Origin of the sequence: Lewinella sp. W8 (assembly GCF_004375085.3) — a bacterium.
In the GTDB taxonomy this organism is placed as follows: domain Bacteria; phylum Bacteroidota; class Bacteroidia; order Chitinophagales; family Saprospiraceae; genus Neolewinella.
The window spans coordinates 122,244-141,479 of record NZ_SNAQ03000019.1; the positions used below are offsets into that span (position 1 = coordinate 122,244).

The window sequence follows — 19,236 nt, forward strand, 5'->3', positions numbered from 1 at the left end:
CTTGCGCTAGCCCTTGGCCTTGACCGACCAGGTCACCGCTACCCTACCCACTTCGACGCCGTTTGGCATCGTGCCGACGCTGACGAGGGGGATTTCCACGGGTTCTCCCGAAGCCAGCGCGCGGTCCACCGCCGCGAAGACTTCCTCTCCCTGGGTGCACCGGTAGGTGACCAGGTCCGTCGCCTTCTTGGTAAACTGCGCGCGAAAATCGGTGACGAGCGTAGAGAAGCGGCGCCCGTGTCCCTGGGTGGCGGCCATCACCAGCAGTCCCGTCGTTAACTCCGCCGTGCCGCTCTGGGCGGCAAAGTAGGTGCTGCTGAAGGGATTCTGGGTGCGCCAGTTGTAAGGAATCGTGGCCTCTACGCCCTGGGGATCCGAAGCCGTCACCCGCACCCCCCACCAGCTGAGCGAGGGGATTTTCTGAAGGAAAAAGAGTCGCATTTTCCACGAACTGCGGGTATTGGCAAAGTATTCCTCCTGTTTGGGGTTCAGCTTACGCAGTTGTTGGGTCACGACTTTAGATTTGGACGAGCCGAAGTTAGCGAAATTTCGCTTCACCGAGAAAAAACTCTTCCCGCGCGCAGGCCGTCACGATGGTATCCGCGAGCTTTTTCAGGTCTTCGTCGGGCATGACGAAGGGTGGCATCACGTAAATTAACCGACCGAAGGGACGAACCCACACGCCCTGATCGACAAAAAAGGCCTGGATTTTTCCCACGTCCACGGCCCGATGGGTTTCCACCACTCCGATGGCGCCGAAGGTTCTCACGTTTTTGACGGTGGCCAGTTGGGCGGCGGGGCGCAGGTGCCGCGTAAGTCCCCGGTGCAGGCGGTCCACGGCCGCTTGCCAGTCGCTGGAAAGCAGAAGGTCAATGCTCGCCACGGCCACCGCACAGGCCAGGGGATTCCCCATGAAAGTGGGACCGTGCATCAGCACCTTGACGTCACTCTCGCCGATGGTCCGGGCTACTCTGTCGGTACACAAAGTGGCCGCCAGCGTCAGGTAGCCACCGGTGAGGGCCTTGCCCAGGCACATGATGTCGGGGCAAACGTCGGCGTGCTCGGCGGCAAACAACTTCCCCGTCCGTCCGAAACCGGTGGCGATTTCGTCGAAGATGAGCAGGACGTCATGCTCGTCGCAGAGGGCACGGAGGTCCCGGAGAAATTCCGGGTGGTAAAAATGCATCCCCCCCGCTCCCTGCACGACGGGTTCACAGATGAAGGCCGCCGCCCGGTCGGCGTGCTGGCGGAAGAAGACTTCCATTTCCCGGCGGTAGTCCGCGTCGGGTGTTCCCCCCACGCCGGCCGGGGGCCGGCGGAGGAAGTAATGCTCCGGCAGAAAGCCCGCGAAGAGTTGGTGCATACCCGTAACCGGATCACAAACCGACATCGGTGCGGTGGTATCGCCGTGGTAGCCGCCACGAAAAGTGAGAAACTTTGTTCTCCCCCGCTCACCGCGGGCGTACTGGTACTGGACAGCCATCTTCATGGCCACCTCCACGCTGACCGACCCGCTGTCCGCCAAAAATACGCGCTGCAGGCCGTCCGGCGTCAGCCGGACCAGGCGCTCGCCCAGGGCCACCGCCGGTTGATGGGTGAGCCCCCCGAACATCACGTGGGACATGTCGTCCAGTTGCGCCCGGGCCGCCGCGTTCAGTTCCGGCACGTTGTACCCGTGTACCGCGCACCACCAACTGGCCATCCCGTCGATGAGCTCACGTCCGTCCGACAGGGTCAGGCGTACGCCGCTGGCGGAAGCCACCGGATAGGTCGGCAGGGGATCCACCAGGGAGGTGTAGGGGTGCCAAAGGTGCTCGCGGTCAAATTGCAGTTGGGAAGGATGGATAGAACGTTACTTTGGGGTGGGCAAAAATACGGTGCGTCCCCTTTTTACCGCATCCGTGGAACGGGTATGACAAAAATCTTATCCGGCATCAATTCAGTCCGTTCTATCTTTGTTTCCTCTTCGCGGGGTCAACAAATTTTGATTTCCGTCCTTTCCTTGAGTAATATGAGTAAGCAGTCTAGCAACATTTGGTTACCCGCGTTATTTGCGCTCACCCTGGCGGCGGGACTATTCATTGGTTTCCGGCTTCAGAGCAAGGCACCGCTGGTGATCAGCTCCGGAGGCCAGGAAGGTGCTCCGGGTCACGGACGGGTGGACGAATTGTTGCGCTACATTGACGCCAAGTACGTGGATGACGCCAATCAGGAGCGCCTGCACGAAGCGGCCATTCACGCCGTGCTGGACGAGCTTGACCCCCACAGCAGTTACATCCCCGCCGACGAGCTCCAGGCCCTTACCGAGCAAATGGAAGGTAACTTCGAGGGGATCGGGATTGAATTCCTGGTCATCGAAGACACCATCACCGTGGTTAGTGCCCTGCCCGGCGGCCCCTCGGAAGCCGCCGGACTGCGGGCCGGAGACCAAATCATCATGGTGGAAGACAGTGTGGTGACCGGCGTCAATGAATTCGGTATCGACCCCGCCAGCCTGATGCGGGGCATCAGCGGAACGGACGTCAGCATTACCGTCCGTCGTCCGGGAGAGGCCGAACTCCAGGGATATACCCTGACGCGGGCGCCCATCCCCGTGTATTCCGTGGACGCCGCCTACCAGCTGGACGACCAGACGGCCTACGTTAAGATCAATCGCTTCAGCGCCACCACCTACGATGAGTTCGTCATGGCGCTGGAAGAACAAATGGAAAAGGGAGGGGCCACCCGCCTGGTCATTGACCTGCGCGATAACCCCGGCGGCTACCTCCAGCAGGCCACCAAAATGCTCAGCCAGCTCTTTTTGGAAAAGGGAAAGCTGTTGGTGTACACCCAGGGTAGAAACTCCCGTCGGGTCGATTACACCACCAATGGTCGTGCCTTCTACCGCATTCAGGAAGTTGCCGTGCTGGTCAACGAAAGTTCCGCCAGCGCCAGCGAAATCGTTGCCGGCGCCGTGCAGGATCACGACCGCGGCATCGTGGTGGGACGTCGCACCTTCGGCAAGGGACTGGTTCAGGAGCAGTACCCCCTCTCCGATGGGTCCGCATTGCGCCTGACGGTGGCCCGCTACTACACCCCCAGCGGCCGGAGCATCCAGCGTTCCTACGAAGACGGGGAGGATGAATACCGCAGCGACATCGGTCGCCGCTACGATTCCGGTGAGCTGACCGGCCAAAGCGAAGCCGCCGTGGACAGCAGCCTGACGTACTTCACCGACAACGGCTACCCCGTTTACGGTGGCGGAGGCATCACGCCGGACTTCTTCGTCCCCCTGGACACCACCCTCAACAACACCAGTTTCCTGCGGCTGCGGCAGCAGATTTCCCCCTACGTGTTCAAGTACCAGCGCAAACACCCCGAGCTGGCCAACTACGAAAACCTGGCCGCCTTTATGGCCGGCTTCCGCCCGAACCTGGAGGAAATCATTCCCGACCTGACGGCCATGGCCCTGGCTACCTACGACGAGCCCCTGGAGGACATTCCCGCCAAGCTTCGTCCGGAACTGTCGCGGTACTTCTCCGCCAGACTGGCCCGCATCCTCTTCGGCGCCTCTGCCTTTTACGAGGTACTGAACCAGGATGACGAAATGATTCTGGAAACCCTCCGTCTCCTGAACCGGCCCGACCCCCTGGCCGCGGCGCGGGAGGAGGATTAGGATACCGACCTTGAATGATTCTTTTTTCGGTTACTATTCTTTGTCTAGTATCCCTGACTTCGTCACTCTTTTCGTCCTGTATGACTCCTTTAATTTCAGATCTGTTGATCCGTTACGGAGAAGATCAGGCCAAACAAGGACAGTATACCGGATGGTAGGCTTGACGACGCTAAGGAAGGAGCCTCTTCACCGTTACTGATTAAACACCGAAGAAAAAAACGCCCCCACCCTCTCCTTGGCTGAATTGACGGTACTGGCCACCTTGTCAATTCCGCCTTTGATCTGTCTTTCGGTGCGATGATCTCCGAGGTTATGGATGACGATAGCTGCTTGTTTCTTGGCACTCTCAATGCCCTCTTCGTTCAGGTCTGCCACCAATAAACTTAAGGGGCCATTTATCGCATTCGTAAGTGCATAATTAAGGGTATCGTACTCTTTTTGGTAGCGATCAAAATCGCTATTTCCGGTAGCCTGTCCCCTGATTTCTTCCAGGGCTTCCCGCAGGGATGGTAATTGGGGCGTGATTTCACTGGCCAAGCGGGTCTTGGCAATACTATCTTCCGCACTCCCCAGCATTTTCCCGACAAATCCACCCACCTTACCGGCAGCGCCCTTGATCTTCGCGTTCACCTGAGCGTTGGCTTCCTTCCATTCCTTCCTTGCTCCATTGGTCTCCTTCATGATCCCGTAGAGCGTCTTCAGATCTTGTGCATTCAGGCTCTCCAGAGCGCTGTGGAATCGACTATTTTCCTGGGAAGAAGTGGACGAACTGGACTTGCCGCCTAACAGCCTACTCAGGGAAAATCCACCTCCACTTTCCTTGGCGTGTGCTTTGGCCGATTGCTCACTGGAGCCGCCACTTCCGGACGTCCCCGTAGTAGCACTAGAGACCACCTCGCCCACGACCCGGAGCCCCGCGCTCCCTGCCCTGGCACAGATGCTTAATCTTTCCTGGGGGGAAAGCCCCTTCCAGTAATTTTTGGCCGCCTTTTTGGCCTGATCAATGGCGGCCTGCTTGACGGTTTCAACGGGGTGGGTCAGCGCATACATCACTTCGTCGGACCGCTCCACCATCTCTTCTCCCTTCGCGGCCCCCTGCTCCTCACGGGATTTCTCGTGGATGGGCATGCCCTTGATCCTCTCCATAATCGTGATCACCCTCCCGGCCAGCGCGTCTATTTTCCGGTCCGTCTCCTCCCTCACGACTGGATCATCCTCCCGTTGGATCACCGCCATTCGCTGAGTGGCCGATCCGGGAGCCGGTTTCCGCTGCGGTTCTGCGGCGGCGTCCTGCCGGGTCCTTAAGGCCTTGGCCCCCATGACGTCGGCCTCCCGTTCCAGCGAGGCATCGTCGTTGACGTTGACCTTTCCCCGCAGTTGCATCGTCGGGCGCACCCTACCCTGCTTCTGCTGGACAACGTGCCAGGCTTCGTGGGGTAAATGCCGTTCCTGCCCGGGAGCCAAATGGATGTCCGTTCCCTGCGCGTAGGCGTGCGCCTGCACGGTTGCAGGTTTGGCGGAATTATAGTGCACCTTGACGTCGTCCATCGCCAGTCCCGACAGCTGCTCTACCCCCGACTTTAACTTATCGGGAAGACCAGTATCGTTTTCCTTTTTTTGCAGGGGCTCGGGACGCGTTAGCGCCATCAACTTGCGCTGGACCGCGGCTTCCCGGCGCTGATCCGGGATGCCCACCGAGGGCAGATCAGCCTTATGCCGTTGGGTGACGGCCTCCGCAACCGACCGATGGTGACTTCCTTCTTTTTTGGACTTGGGTTCGTACATCCTATTGGGGTTTAGCCCCTTATCTACCGGGCTTCCTTAAATGTAGCCCTAATTCCCCCCGGATGAAATACGTATTTATACCCGATTCCCCGGTCGGAAGGGAGTTACCTCCCGCTGGAATGGGCCCATGCACCCTCTCAACCCGTCTTTTCCCAAAACTTCTCGTGGTTACGACCTGATCATCGCGGCTTCATCACCACCAGCGCCGTCACCTTGGTATCCGGTTGGATGGACTCCTGGTTAATCTCGTAGCTCCAGTGCCGCGCGTCGAGCTCAAAAATGAAGCCTCCGGCTTCGGTCGAGGTATACCCCTCGATTTCCGAGCCGTGGGCGACGGCATCGGGATGTTCCTGCCGCAGCTCCTGCCAGGTGGAGCCAACGCCCAGTCCCCGGTCGGTCCTGACCACCTCGGAGGTGAAGTGCAGCGAACCGATGGTCCCTGTCTCTTGAAAATCTTCCATCACGTAGCCGATTTCCCCGTGCTCCTCGTGCAGGATAACCCAGATATCGAAATCTCCTTCACCGGTTTGGAGGACATCCTTTTTCAGTCTACCCCTGGCCACCAGATCCTCAACGAAGGCTCCAATTTCCACGTCGCCAACGCTATTGGTTTCCAGGTAAATGTTGTTGTCCTGCTTCGTGGTTGTTGCCGGCTCGGTCCCCGGCTGGGGCAGGGAGGTTTCCACGGGGGCATCTTCCGTGGCGGAATCGGGCGCAGCGTCGGTACAGGACACGAAACAGCCCAGCAACAGCAAAAGGGTAAGCAAACGAGTGGTCATCGGCGAAAATTTATGGTCGCCAAATGTAGCATTCGTTTCGGGAAAGCCAGCCGGATAAGTGAGTCCCGCCCCGAAAACTATTCTCCCCCCTTACTGCCCGGCAGGTAGGGGACGTTATCGACCCGGATGCGCGGTACGGCCAGGCGCGCCTCCACCTTGCGCATGCAGGCACTGAACCCGTCCCGCACCGGCAGCGCGAGTTCCATGGACAGGGGATAAGTCAGCATATTCCGGTCATCGATATTTTTCAGGGGCCAGGTCCGTTCGGATTCCAGGACCAGGTAAATAGTCTCCCGCTGTTTGTCGAAGGTGGCCTCCAGCAGCTTCAGGTCCAGCGGAGCGTCGGCGTAGCCGGCCCGCAGCGACTGCAGGGCAATCGTACCCAGGTCATCCAGGGGGTTCTCCCGGTCCGTAACGTTCAGGGTGATGTACCACTGGAAGGCAAACTGCCCGTTGTTCTTCCGGTTAAGCTCAAAGCGGGTACCGGCCATGTCCACCAGGGGATGCGGTGAGGTGAGCAGCCGCTGCCGCACCGGAATGTTCAGGGCGGGCATACCGCCCCGGGCCGGAAGGCTCAGTTCGTAGTACATCGGCACCGCCTCGATGGCCCCCGGCATCTCGGTCAGGAACAAGTCCGGAGCACTCTGTCCGTTGAGGGTAAACCGCAGCCCCTCGGTGGTGGCCGCCACGTTGAGGTTGGGCTTGGCGCGGAAGGCGTTCCCCCGCACGTTTTCTAGCTGCCATCCGGCGCCGGCCAGGCCGGCGGGCAGGCCGGCTACCTCCACGGAGTGCTGGTGGGCGCCGCCTTCCCGCAGCGGTGGTACCGGCATCCCCGGAGATACGGCCAACGGGTTAGAGCGGAAGTAGTCGGCAATTTCCTGGGGGTTCGGCAGCCGGGCGTACATCCGATCCCGCTGGTAGGGCCCCTCGAAGTCCGCGAATACGATGGTTTCCCAGTCCGTTCCGCTGAAGGTCGATCCCCCGGTTCGGCCCCGGGTGAGGTTGGCGTTGATCTTGGCCGCCAGCGGCAGAGCGACGTTGACGCCAAGGTTTTGCTCGGCGCGGGAGACTTCCTCCGCGTCCGTCAGGTGCTTCACCAGTACCCCCTCGAATTGGGTGATGTAGTAGGCGGCCCCGGCGTATTCCGGGTTGTCCTGATAGAAGCGCCACAGCTGCGCCATGAGCTCCGTCGTTCGGGCATCATTGGCCGCCAGGATTTCCGCCAGGGGACTCACGAAGCTACCCGCCATGGCCACCACGGTGCTGTTGCGCTGGGCGTCCGTGTTGAGTGCCGCCGTGAAGGCGGCGTAGGGGGGCTTGATGCCCGCATCCAGGCAGGCCTTCAGGTAGCCGCTGCAGTTCTTGGTCAGCAGGAAGGCATCGAATCCCTCCCGCGGTTGCGGGACCAGGTTGATCCCCTCCGCCTCGTTGAACAGCAGATTATCCGCCCGGTACTGGATCAGGTCGAGCGGCACCTCCGTTTCCGGACCGTTGAAGATGTAACTCAGCAGGTTCCCGCCGTTGATGTTGGCCTTCTCCACGCGGGTCCGCAGGGTGCGCCGACCGAGAAAGCGGTCGATCGTCGGCGGGGTATAGTCCCGCTTACCGCTGGCCTTGGTGAAGCCACAAAAGTCGTAGTGCCGGGAGAACACGCTCTGGAGGGCGTTGCCGAGGGTCGTCCGGCCGTAGGCCCGCTCGGGGGGCCAGACGTCTTCTTGCTTGGATTTCCGCCGTCTTTGCGCCTCGCCCTCCTGGGGTACCACAAAAAGAGCAACTAGGAGCAATAAGGGAAGATAACGGAGTTTCATATGGGGATACTTGGTGGACACTGGAAAAAAGACAAAACACTATAATGTTCCAGACGCAAGGATATTGCGCTGCCCTTCCCCCTTTTAGATTCCTTTAGGAAACGGTCGGTTGGGGAGGGATTCGGGGTGCTGGGAGTGAGCCGGGGCCAGGGGAAGTTTGGGGGCTTTTGGCGGGGGATCAGCGGAGAAGGGCTTGCATCGGAAGTAGGGAACGGAGAAGGGTCTTGCGACGGAGCGCAGGTGCAAGGTGGAATACTGGGCTCAGCCGGTGCGGGTGCAGTGTGATGGGATAATCGGCTTAGCTGAGTTAATAGCTCTAAAAACAGTCTTATGTGATTCAGTAGATTTTAGGACACAATTCTAATGTATATTTATCTTAATCAATGAAGAAAACATTAAACTAATCGGGCATAAAAAACTAATGAATGAAACACCTATTTATTATTGCTATCACTTTGCTGAGCGTTGCCTGTAGTACCAAAAATGAAGATCATAAAAAGTTGGATTTTGTGGAATTCGACTTTCATTTTGATACAGCGTCAAATGAGATACCGTATAATTTTTCTTCCTATTGGGATACCTTTCCTACAAATGTCGACAGAACAGCATGGGAATTTGCCAAAATAGGCAATATAGCAAGGATGCATGAGATTTGGGATACGAAAGAATCAATTGAAATTGGACTTACCCAGGAACAACGAGATAGTTTTGCCCTCTATAAAGCAATGGATGCAATAGATTATATATTGAATAAAGCTGAAGAGCACCAGGTAGTCATCATAAATGAAGCTCATCAAATGCCCCAACATCGAGTTTTCACCACTCGAATACTTGAAGGACTCAAAAGAAGGGGCTTTAAGCACTTAGGCATGGAAGGATATTTTAATACGCCTCAAGCAGATTCAATTATCCAAGCCAATGGCTATCCTATTCTTGATTCTGGATATTTTACCCAAGAACCTCAATTTGGCAATTTAATAAGAACTGCCTTTGATATGGGGTTCAATATATTTGGGTACGAAAGCAGTGGACATGCTAATGGGAGGGAAAGAGAAATTAATCAAGCCCGGAATATTGAATCCCATCTAAATCGATACCCCAACGAAAAGATATTAATTCACTGTGGTTTTGATCATGTGTACGAAGGAGGAATGCCTAACAGTTCCATGGGTTGGGGAAAGGCGATGGCGGGGAGATTGACGGAATTCACTGGAATCGACCCATTAACCATAAGTCAGACCATTTATTCTGAAAAGGGTAATAGGGATTACGAAAACTCGTATTATCAGATTACAGATCTAGAAAAACCTAGTGTTTTTGTCAATGAATCTGGAGAGCCATTTGGTCAGCAACGAAAGGAAACCTCTCTTGATTTACCTCCTATGGGCACATTCAGGTATGACATTGCAGTTTTCCACCCAAGAAGTAAAAAGTACGATCGTCCGCAATGGATGGTGTATGATGATCGTAGAGAAGTGAAACTATCGTTTGTTGAAGAAGATATCCAGTGCCCATGTTTGGTACTTGCCTACAAGAAAGGTGAGAAAGTCGGCAAAGCCGTTCCTTACGATATACAAGAGACGGATGATAAGAAGGTTACGTTAGTTCTGGATAAATCCGACTTTGAAATTGTCATATGGAATCAGAAAAATACAGCCCTAAAAGCTGAATTTAACTAGTCGCCCCTGAAAAAGCTACCCCTTGCGGGCTCACTACGCGGATAAGCGAGTTTTCAGGTTAGGGTTTATCGTTCAGATCGGGAGTAGCCTCCGATTTTAGCGTGTCTGCGGCACTACCCAGCCGCCTATCAGGCCCGAAACTCGCCAAATAACCGCCCTAATTTGGTTCAGGCGCATTTTGAGGTTGAAGGCCGCTCCGGCCAGCAAGCAATTGATCGCCTCTCCCAATTCTCCGTGCAGGTAGTTTCTCAGCATTCGGTGAACATCTTTAAGGTGACCAATCACCACTGTATGCAATACCTCCTCTTAATTCTTAATGAATTTAAACACCCTGTTAAACTCATAATTATTATATCCAGTAAGTCTTAGATAATAAATGCCTTTTTTCAATGAGCTGACATTTATTGGTTCTGAATTGGATATCTGGCCTGATTGGACATTTTTTCCAATACCATCAAATATCTCCCAACGCATATTTCCTTTTGGTAATTCTAAAAAGATACTGGTCTTTACTGGGTTAGGATAAAAGAGTATTTCTTTGGCTGCCTGATGGCCATTAATCGAGGTTGTTGTCTTTTGCACATGGAAGTTATGACTTATATCTGCCCCAAAGAAATTCTCGTTCTTGAACATCGAAAAAACAACATTAAAAGTACTATCAGCATCTTCTGGAATTAATAGGTTAATGTTGAACTGTACTGGTCGTCCCCTAAATATCCCTTCATAGATATCAACCTCATTATTTATATCCTGATCATCGACGAAATCAAAAACATCATTCAAGTTTGTGGTGGAACTTTGAATTCCAAATTTAAAACCAGCCGATCCAGTCCAGCTTTCATTCCCATTATTTTGAACCAAAAATTCAATGTCATAATTCTCTCCAGCTATAACTGTATCGGGTAGGTTAAAGGAAATGATTCGTGCATCCAGTGCTGGAAGCTCATTGAAATCAGCTCTATATTTAGCTGTAGTCCGTATGTATTCATAAGGGTCATTTGTTTCCGACCATACATCCGTATTTCCAGAAATATTCGATGGTGCAATAAAGGGACCCATGGTGTCTGCGGCGTAAATCCCAGTTCCTTCGTCATATTCATTCCAGCTTTCAACGTAAATTCGATCAACTGCAGAAGACAGTTCTTGCCATGCTTGCTTATAGTTTGCTCCCCCATTTCGTGGTAGAAAATCACCTGGAGTACGTATGTTTTGATCCCAATAACCACCTTTTAAAGTGGCGGTTGTAATTCCGTTGAATTCAAATTCCCGGTAATATTCATTTACCTCAAATTTCACGATTCTTTCATCGGCAAAACTTATTATGGGATTATTCAAAGCCGTTGTTAACATGTAAACACCATTCTGAAACAGAGGTCGATCCGGAAAAGCTGCAGCCAATCTATTTTCTACATCCGCTCTAGTCAGTTGATCGATATTATTCACCGTAACAAAGGTATGCCAGGTATCAAGGATAAGTTTTCCGTCCATTTTGGCTAAATAGTCTTCAGCAAATTCATCTGGATTTTTTTCAAAATAAAGGTTATAAAACCTAATATATTGGTCCACAAATGCGTCTTTATCCTGCACATTTGCCATATCTAGACCATTTCCTTGTCCCCAAGTAATTAGAGGATCCAAGTATGGAGCAACTTTTGGCACTTCATAGCCTTCTAGTCTTAATTCATATAATGCCTGAAATAAGGTCAGTCTCCTTTCATCAGTCTGATGCATTAAATGGACAAGAATAATATCAATATTAGCCATCATAACTTGCTTGATCTGGGTTTTCCACCATTCAGGTGTCCCAGTCCAGTTTTCGCGCCCTTCCAAAGGAATCCAAGGACCACTTAATTGACCTCCATTTTCAGCATACCATATAAAAAAAGTTGTGCTCACAGTCGGTTCGTCTATCTCGAAGCTGGGTCTCACACTCGATATTTGCGCCTCAACATGGAATGCATGTGCAATTAATAAAAGCAGTACGGTTAATTTTGGCAACGATAACTTCATCTTGGTGTTTTTCATTTTTACAAATACGGATATAGTCTTATTGCAATTTTTCTTTCTTACCGTTGGGGAGAAGGGGGGAGCGCAGCGGAGACTTTCTCTCCAACAACGCCACTCACGCATTGCGTGAATCCCCACCATAGATACACAATTATTGTGTTAATCCCTACCTGGATCCACTAAAATACGTAACTCTGCGGTAACCGATGACTCAACTGGCGAGACCACTCAAGTTGACCTGATTGCCCCGTCTAGGTAGGGATTCACGCAATTCAAAGGTTCTTAACATCGTCGTAGAAGCAGTCTAGGAGGCTCACCACCCAGGACCATCCACTGCAAAGCAGCATTAATCCCCTACCCTTCTCACATTGGCTCCACTGCATCGCCATGGCACCTGCGCCCCGCGCCGCCAAATATTCCGCTTAGTTCCTAGGGGGGCATGACTATTTCAATCACCCCAAAACCGTCCCCTCAACCACCTCCATCCCCCTTAAGAAAGTCTCCGTATCCATCCGCCGCCGACCGGCGAGTTGCAGGTGCTCCACGACCAGGAAGCCGTCGGTACCGCAGGCGACGTGGAGGTAGGTCTTGTTGTCCGTCACGATGGTGCCGGGAAGGTGCTTGTGAGCTTTTTGCTCCACCCTGGTCCGGATCAGCTTCAGCTGGTCACCGTGCATCGTCGTCCAGGCCGCAGGCCAGGGACTGAGGCCACGAACGAAGTTGTGCACCGTTTCCGCGGGTTGGCAAAATCAACCTGGGCCATTTCCCGGTTCAGCTTCGGGGCCGGGGTCGCCGCGGTATCGTCCTGCGGCTGGGGGGCGTACTCTCCTTCATTTTTTGCAAGCTTTCTATTTCAAAAAGGCCGTTTCTGGTGAAAAACTAAAATCAATCAGTCGACCTAAACATGAGGCTTCTTTCTACCAAAGCACCTTTTAAGATTCTAAATGATTGAACTCGTTTAACCTTTGATTACACCAACGACTAATTCGCCCGCACAAACCGCCTGACACTCAGCAACTCCCCCGCCGGGTTCAGCAGCTGGATGACGTATATACCGGGGCGAAGCGACTGGGTGTCGATGAATGTATCTCCATTATTACTACCATCACCGAATCGTTTTCCCAATACCTTTCTACCATCCATGGTAAATACGGCAAGAGCACCTACTGACTCCTGGCCCTCGGTGCGGATAAACAGGCGATCCGCAGTTGGGTTGGGGAAGATCAAGACCTGAGTTTTTGCTGGTTCAGGTTCATTATTGGAGCTGATGATGCCATTGGTTTCTACCCAGATTCCCGCACTGATACTACATCCGGCGGCATCGGTTACGGTGACTTCGTAAAAGCCGGCGGCGACTGGCTCCAGCGTTGGACCCACGGCGCCGTTGCTCCACTGGTAGGTAAACGGACCAATGGCTGATGAATCCGTTGAAACAGCAGCCGAGCCAGTGGGCCAGTTAATATTGGAAGGTTCGCTGGTGACCGATAAACCGAAGCAGTTGGGGTGGTAGCTCCATAGTTCGTTTCCACGGACGCCATCATCCGCCATGAAGTAGACGACATCATTTTGCAGTACGGCGTAGTAGACGTTGCTCAGATCATAATCGGCTTCCAGGTTGGTGACTTGACGGAATGTATCTTGTCCATGAAGCCATTCATATAATTGGCGGCCCGCGCCACTGGAAAAAGCGATGAAGTACAGCCGGTCATCGGCTTGCAAATAGTTATAGACGTACTGGAAAGTGGCGGGCCATTCACGGATACTTGCGACTTCGTTAGTCACCCCAGAATGGACGTATAGGGAATCTTGGTAAGAAAAGTAAGTCTCGTTCCCTGCTTGTCTGAATTCATTATTGAAAATTTGCCGCACGGTGTCGCCGTTAATTAAAATGGGCTGTAGCTGATTGCTACTTTCGTTGAGGAACATGGGGTAGTAACTTCCGATCGGGTCATTTGCCGCAGCGGTATTGAAATAGGTGATGCCATTGACGATTTCCAGGCCAGGCTCGCGGGCCACCCGACCGGCCGGCAGTGAGACGGTATCAAATTGCTCACCATCATATGTGAGCCACCCACGGGCTAGCCAATCGTAATTGGAATCTCCATAGGACAGGATCAGTTGGGTGCCAGTATTAACGATGGTTTCGTCCGTCAGACCACCCTTAAACAGGGATTTATCGGTAAAGGCACTTACTGCTTCGGTGCCGGGGGTTCCCATCTGGTGACGACGAAGCTGCAGCCGGCCACTAGCGTCGCAACTGGTCAGGTAAATATAGTCACCGAACTGGACGACTGAGCCAGCCGCCCGGAAGGCGGAGTTGCAATTGAAGCTGTCTCGTGCCAGGATAGGCACCCAATTCTGGACCAGCGAATCAAAGGCAATGGCTTCGTATTGCTGCCCTTGATATTCGACTTGAGTGAGAACCAGATAGCCGGGAAACTGGTAGAGCTTGCCGTAAAAACCCCAGTTAACGTTGGTCAGTATGGGAAGAGCCGACCGATTGATTGGATCATAGTTGAGCCAGGGACGTGGGCTGATAGCTTCTTGGTTGTCATACAGCTGCTGGCGAAGATAGATGCCACCATCGGGGCTTGGTTGCATGGGCAGTCGGACCAATCCAGATCGGTTACTGGGGTTCAGATTGGTAAGTTGAAGCGGAGCGTCGCCAGTCGATTGGTTAAAGTTAAAAAGTTCTATTTCGCCCTCTGGCCCGGGCCCCTGGGCGAACCATATTTCGTCAATGAGTGCCAGGCGGCTGGCCGGTTGCTGCAAGTCATAAATGATACTAGGCTGGGCTTCCCAGAGTTCACTAAGCTTTGTGATGGTCTGGATTTCCCCGGTAAGCGGATTTAATTTTCGGGCGGTAAACTCCACTCCAGAGAAATCATCACGGGTACAAATGAGTAAATCTCCATCGGCCAGCCCCTCCATGTAAAAAGTATTCCGATCTGCGGGAATACCGGGAACGTTCGTTGCTGACTGCGAAGCGAACTCATACGAGAGAAAAACCGCACGACTGAAGTTCCGATTCCACTGGCGTAAATAAAAATGCTCCCCAGCAAAGAGTATGTTGGGGCTACTAAGGGAAGCACTGAGCAATTCCATCTCGGTATCGAAACTGAGACTATCCGTACCCCGGATATAAAAACCCAGGACTTGCTTGTTATTTTCGCTCTGGTGACGAAAAGCCAGGGTATCAACCGAGCTGGTCATTTCCAGAATATTTAGAGAATTCCCCGCTTCGGAAAAACTGGTTTTGATCAAAACAACGGAATCCGCAACAGTGGAATAATGGTACAACTTCCGGACACTGTCGCTGGTATCGATGCCCGTGAAGTACAATTCCCCGCTGTCCGCCAATAATTCTAGCTGAAGGTAACTACTACCAAAAAACCAGGGTGCGAAATCATCGGTCAGTGGTTGAAGAACAGCGCTTTCGAGATCGTAACGGTAGAGTAAAAATTGTTCACCATTAGAGGGCCACCCCAGGAAGTACAACTTATTTTGGTAAAAAGTAGGTGCAGCAATCCGAATAAAGTTCCCCTCGGCACCTACAATATTGGTCACCTCGTTCTGGGTGGCGGCCAATAACCAAATCCCCTCCCGATTTGTAGACAGATTAGCAACTCCAAAGAGCCCTGCTTCGGTAGTAATAAGTTGACGAGGGCTACCATCCTCCGGACCAGGATTAAAATCCGCTACCGGGTAGCTCAGATTAGTTTCAGGATCATACGCCCAGAGTTCCCTCCCCTGAAAACCATCATCGGCAGAGAAGTATATTTTCCCGTTTGCCGGGGTGACCCATTCCGGTTCGCCACCGACGGCAACCTGGCTGAAATCATGTTCAAAGCGGAGCTGGGCGGAGAGCGCGAGTAACAGCACATGGTTCAGCAAGAGAAGTAGAAATATCTTTTTCATCAGCAGAAATTAGGTTGATAAAGGTACGGATAGTGTATCTGTAGCCTTACCCCTTTTAGGACAGCTCTTAATTGAACTAATGCCTGAGTTTGACCCCTTCCCCGAAGGAGGGCTAAGCATGGGCATATTTCTAAATGACCACCAAATTCGCTCTACTTAAAAGTCCCTGGATTTACAGCACAGGCTCATTCCCCCACAGCAGCATCCTCCGCAAGCAGCAGCACCCCCTACCCTTCTCACCCTGGCTCCACTGCACCGCCACGGCACCTGTACCGGCTAAGCCGAGTATTCCGCTTTGCTCCACGCGCCGCGCCGCCAAATTTCCCGTTTCCCTTCCAGGGGGCTTAACTATTTTACATCACCCCAAAACCGTTCCCTCCCCCAACTCCACGCCCCTTAGGAAAGTCTCCGTGTCCATCCGCCGGCGACCGGCGAGCTGCAGGTGCTCCACCACGAGGAAGCCGTCGGTTCCACAGGCGACGTTGAGGTAGGTCTTGTTGTCCGTCACGATGGTGCCGGGAAGGTGATCGTGGACTTTTTGCTCCACCCTCGTCCGGATCAACTTCAGCTGGTCGCCCTGCATCGTCGTCCAGGCCGCGGGCCAGGGACTGAGGCCACGAACGAAGTTGTGCACCGTTTCCACGGGTTGGCAAAAATCAATCTGGGCCATGTCCCGGTTCAGCTTCGGGGCCGGGGTCGCCGCCGTATCGTCCTGCGGCTGGGGGGCGTACTCCCCACTTTCGATCAGCCGGACGGTATCCAGCACCAGCCCCGCGCCCAGCAGCATCATGCGGTCGTGTACGTCCCCGGCCGTATCGTTTTCCCCGATGGGCAAGCTCCGCTGCAGGAGCATATCGCCCGTATCGATTTCGTGCTGCAGGAAAAAGGTCGTACAGCCCGTTTCCTTCTCCCCTTTAATCACCGCCCAGTTGATCGGCGCCGCGCCCCGGTACTTCGGGAGCAGGGAACCGTGGAGGTTAAAGGTGCCCAGGGGGGGCATGTCCCACACCGCCACGGGGAGCATGCGGAAGGCGACGATGATCTGAAGGTCGGCCCGCAGCGCCCGCAACTCCTCTAGAAATTCGGGAGCCTTTAAATTCTTGGGTTGTAGCACCGGAATTCCGTGCTTGACGGCACACTTCTTCACCGCCGATTCCAGCAACTGCTTTCCTCCGCGTCCGCCCATTTTGTCGGTGGCCGTAATGACCCCGACGACCGGATAATCGTGCTCCAACAGAATTTCCAGACTCGGGACGGCGAAGTCCGGAGTACCCATAAAAACGATGCGTGGCTTCATGGGCGCGAAGATAAGCGCTAGTTGGGATGTTGGTTGTCTGACTGGATGTGAGCATTGCTCGGTGCTGGCAAGGCGGAGATACCGGAGTCCTCGGCTCAGCCGGGATGAGGATATTCCCAACGCAGCCAGCGCCAAAAAAGACCAAATTGAGGTCGATCACCAATATCCCAACAAGCTCTACTTCCTGCCCTATCTTTACCCCATGCAGTACAAGGAATTTCACTGGACGAACGATAACGGCAATAAGATCTACGCCTGCGAGTGGCCCGTGGCAAATCCCCGGGCGGTGGTCGGCCTCATCCACGGACTGGGCGAACACGTCCACCGCTACGACGGGCTGGCCGAGCGTTTTGCCGCCGCCGACGTGGCCGTGGTGGGCTACGACCGACAGGGCTTCGGCCGCAGTGAAGGCCGCCGCGGCTACGCCGCGCAGTTCCGGGAATTCCTCGACGAAATCGCCCGACTCCTCCTGGCCTGCGAAAATCGCTACCCCGACCTGCCCGTCTTCCTCTACGGCCACAGCATGGGCGGCCAACTGCTGCTGCGCTACCTCATCCGCCGCAAGCCCGACATTTCCGGAGCCATCGTCTCCGCCCCCCACATCCGGACCAGCTTTCGGCCCAATCCCGTCATCGTCGGGCTGGGAAAGGTCATGCGCAGCGTCATGCCCACCTTCGCCCAGAATAATCAACTGGACCTGAGCCAACTGAGCCGCAACCCCGCCATCGCTCCCGCCTACGCGGCGGATCCCCTCGTGCACCAGCGCCTGACGAGCCAAACCGGCATCGACATGCTGGAGGCCGCCCGCCATCTGGATCAGTATGCCGACGGTGTTGAAATCCCTACCCTACTGATGCACGGCGGCAAAGATGGCATCACCGATCCCGAGGCCAGCCGGGAATTTGCGGCCCGCAACCCCGACCAACTGACCTTCAAATCCTGGCCGGGGCTCTACCACGAATTACACCACGAGCCCGAGCGGGAAGAAGTTTTCGCCTTCGTCCTCTCCTGGATGGAAGACCATATGGAGGCCGTAAACCGGTGGCCAAAATCGGTCTGATTCCTCCTCTGTGTTCGGACCTTGGGTAGTATCTTCCGCAATAAACCAAGCCAACCGAATATGTCCCGCAAGGAAATTAAGCAGGAGGTCTTTGACCTGTACGACGAATACGCCCACGATAAAATTGAACGGCGCGAGTTCATGGAACGGCTCTCGGCTTACGCCGTCGGCGGACTCACCGTGGCCGGACTCATGGAGTACCTGCTCCCCGATTACCAGAAAAAAATCCAGGTCCCGGCGGATGATCCCCGCCTGCAAACGGCCTACGTGGAATACGACTCCCCCAAGGGCGGCGGCACCATCCGCGCCCTGATCGCCCGGCCGGCGGACGCCGAGGAGTCCCTGCCCGGCATCCTCGTGGTCCACGAAAACCGGGGCCTGAACCCGCACATCGAAGACGTCGCCCGTAGAGCCGCTTTAGCGGGTTTTGTCGCCCTGGCCCCCGATGCCCTCACGCCCCTGGGCGGCTACCCCGGCAACGACGACGACGGTCGCAAGCTGCAGCGGCAGCGCGACCGGGGAGAAATGCTGGAAGACTTCATCGCCGGCTTCCACTTTCTCCGCAACCGCGACGAGGTCACCGATAAGGTCGGCGTAGTGGGCTTCTGCTTCGGGGGCTCCATCTCCAACAACATGGCCGTGCGCGTACCCGAACTGGGCGCCGCCGTTCCCTTCTACGGTGGACAAGCAGCCGCCGAGGACGTCCCCAACATCAAGGCTCCCCTGATGCTCCAGTTCGCCGGTCTGGACAATCGCGTCAACGCCGGCTGGCCCGCCTACGAAGCCGCCCTGATGGAACACCAGAAGGCCTACACCGCTCACTTCTACCCCGACGTCAACCACGGTTTCCACAACGACACCACCCCGCGGTACGACAAAGACGCCGCTACCCTCGCCTGGGACCGCACCATCAATTTCTTCCGGACGATGCTGGGGGAATAGTTCGTTAGTCTTTTAGAATTTAGTCTTTTAGTTCGTTAGAACGTTGGTCTGTTAGTTCGTTAGAACGTTGGTCTGTTAGTTCGTTAGAATGGTAGTCTGTTAGTTCGTTAGAATGGTAGTCTGTTAGAACGTTGGTCTGTTAGTTCGTTAGAAGGTCGGTCTCCTGGCTCGGCAAGAGCGGGATAGTTCAATAAACTGTGTCTGGTTAAAAGTTATTCCTGAGTGCTTTCCACATTCTCCCGCAAGAAACCCCTTCGGGGATTTATTTCGGCGCGGAGAATGTGGAAAGGACGGTCCCAGGCTCTA

At 54.4% G+C, this 19,236-nt stretch carries 12 protein-coding genes and 1 pseudogene; 4 read left to right on the plus strand and 9 right to left on the minus strand.

The features are described from left to right. Positions 1 to 6: 6 nt before the first annotated feature. Positions 7 to 513 (minus strand): DUF4442 domain-containing protein, encoded by a 507-nt coding sequence (locus E1J53_RS19260; RefSeq protein WP_134274151.1) that lies wholly within the window; start codon positions 511 to 513, stop codon positions 7 to 9. A gap of 25 nt (positions 514 to 538) precedes the next feature. Further along, positions 539 to 1,831, minus strand: a complete 1,293-nt coding sequence (bioA, locus tag E1J53_RS19265) for an adenosylmethionine--8-amino-7-oxononanoate transaminase (RefSeq protein WP_154640246.1) — start codon at positions 1,829 to 1,831, stop codon at positions 539 to 541. Positions 1,832 to 2,011: 180 nt separating this feature from the next. Here bioA and E1J53_RS19270 point away from each other — a divergent pair, with 180 nt between their 5' ends. After that, positions 2,012 to 3,655 carry a S41 family peptidase gene (locus tag E1J53_RS19270; RefSeq protein WP_134274149.1) on the plus strand — a complete coding sequence of 548 codons (1,644 nt, stop codon included), beginning with the start codon at positions 2,012 to 2,014 and terminating at the stop codon, positions 3,653 to 3,655. Between the two features lie 192 nt (positions 3,656 to 3,847). Here E1J53_RS19270 and E1J53_RS19275 read toward each other — a convergent pair whose 3' ends face one another. From E1J53_RS19275 to E1J53_RS19285, 3 genes are all read right to left on the minus strand, one after another. Further along, positions 3,848 to 5,440 carry a DUF4157 domain-containing protein gene (locus E1J53_RS19275; protein WP_134274148.1) on the minus strand — a complete coding sequence of 531 codons (1,593 nt, stop codon included), beginning with the start codon at positions 5,438 to 5,440 and terminating at the stop codon, positions 3,848 to 3,850. A 179-nt stretch (positions 5,441 to 5,619) separates the two neighbouring features. Then, a complete protein-coding gene (locus E1J53_RS19280) occupies positions 5,620 to 6,219 on the minus strand; it encodes a hypothetical protein (protein ID WP_134274147.1) in 600 nt (199 codons plus the stop codon). Positions 6,220 to 6,296: 77 nt separating this feature from the next. Continuing rightward, positions 6,297 to 8,027, minus strand: coding sequence for a hypothetical protein (locus E1J53_RS19285; protein WP_134274146.1), 1,731 nt, complete (start codon positions 8,025 to 8,027; stop codon positions 6,297 to 6,299). Between the two features lie 425 nt (positions 8,028 to 8,452). On the opposite strand from E1J53_RS19285, the gene E1J53_RS19290 reads away from it, so the two are divergent. Then, positions 8,453 to 9,706, plus strand: a complete 1,254-nt coding sequence (locus tag E1J53_RS19290) for a hypothetical protein (protein WP_134274145.1) — start codon at positions 8,453 to 8,455, stop codon at positions 9,704 to 9,706. Between the two features lie 306 nt (positions 9,707 to 10,012). Here E1J53_RS19290 and E1J53_RS19295 read toward each other — a convergent pair whose 3' ends face one another. From E1J53_RS19295 to fmt, 4 genes and pseudogenes are all read right to left on the minus strand, one after another. After that, positions 10,013 to 11,716, minus strand: coding sequence for a T9SS type A sorting domain-containing protein (locus E1J53_RS19295; RefSeq protein WP_173021564.1), 1,704 nt, complete (start codon positions 11,714 to 11,716; stop codon positions 10,013 to 10,015). A gap of 449 nt (positions 11,717 to 12,165) precedes the next feature. Further along, a pseudogene (locus E1J53_RS19300) lies at positions 12,166 to 12,450 on the minus strand (methionyl-tRNA formyltransferase); the annotation flags it as partial. 244 nt (positions 12,451 to 12,694) lie between these two features. Then, positions 12,695 to 15,631, minus strand: a complete 2,937-nt coding sequence (locus tag E1J53_RS19305; RefSeq protein ID WP_134274142.1) for a T9SS type A sorting domain-containing protein — start codon at positions 15,629 to 15,631, stop codon at positions 12,695 to 12,697. A 358-nt stretch (positions 15,632 to 15,989) separates the two neighbouring features. Continuing rightward, positions 15,990 to 16,928, minus strand: coding sequence for a methionyl-tRNA formyltransferase (gene fmt, locus E1J53_RS19310; protein WP_253932101.1), 939 nt, complete (start codon positions 16,926 to 16,928; stop codon positions 15,990 to 15,992). Between the two features lie 202 nt (positions 16,929 to 17,130). Here fmt and E1J53_RS19315 point away from each other — a divergent pair, with 202 nt between their 5' ends. Both E1J53_RS19315 and E1J53_RS19320 read left to right on the plus strand, forming a co-directional pair. Next, positions 17,131 to 17,988: an alpha/beta hydrolase gene (locus E1J53_RS19315; RefSeq protein ID WP_134274141.1), complete on the plus strand. Its 858-nt coding sequence runs from the start codon at positions 17,131 to 17,133 to the stop codon at positions 17,986 to 17,988. A 60-nt stretch (positions 17,989 to 18,048) separates the two neighbouring features. After that, positions 18,049 to 18,930: a dienelactone hydrolase family protein gene (locus tag E1J53_RS19320; RefSeq protein ID WP_134274139.1), complete on the plus strand. Its 882-nt coding sequence runs from the start codon at positions 18,049 to 18,051 to the stop codon at positions 18,928 to 18,930. Positions 18,931 to 19,236 lie beyond the last annotated feature (306 nt).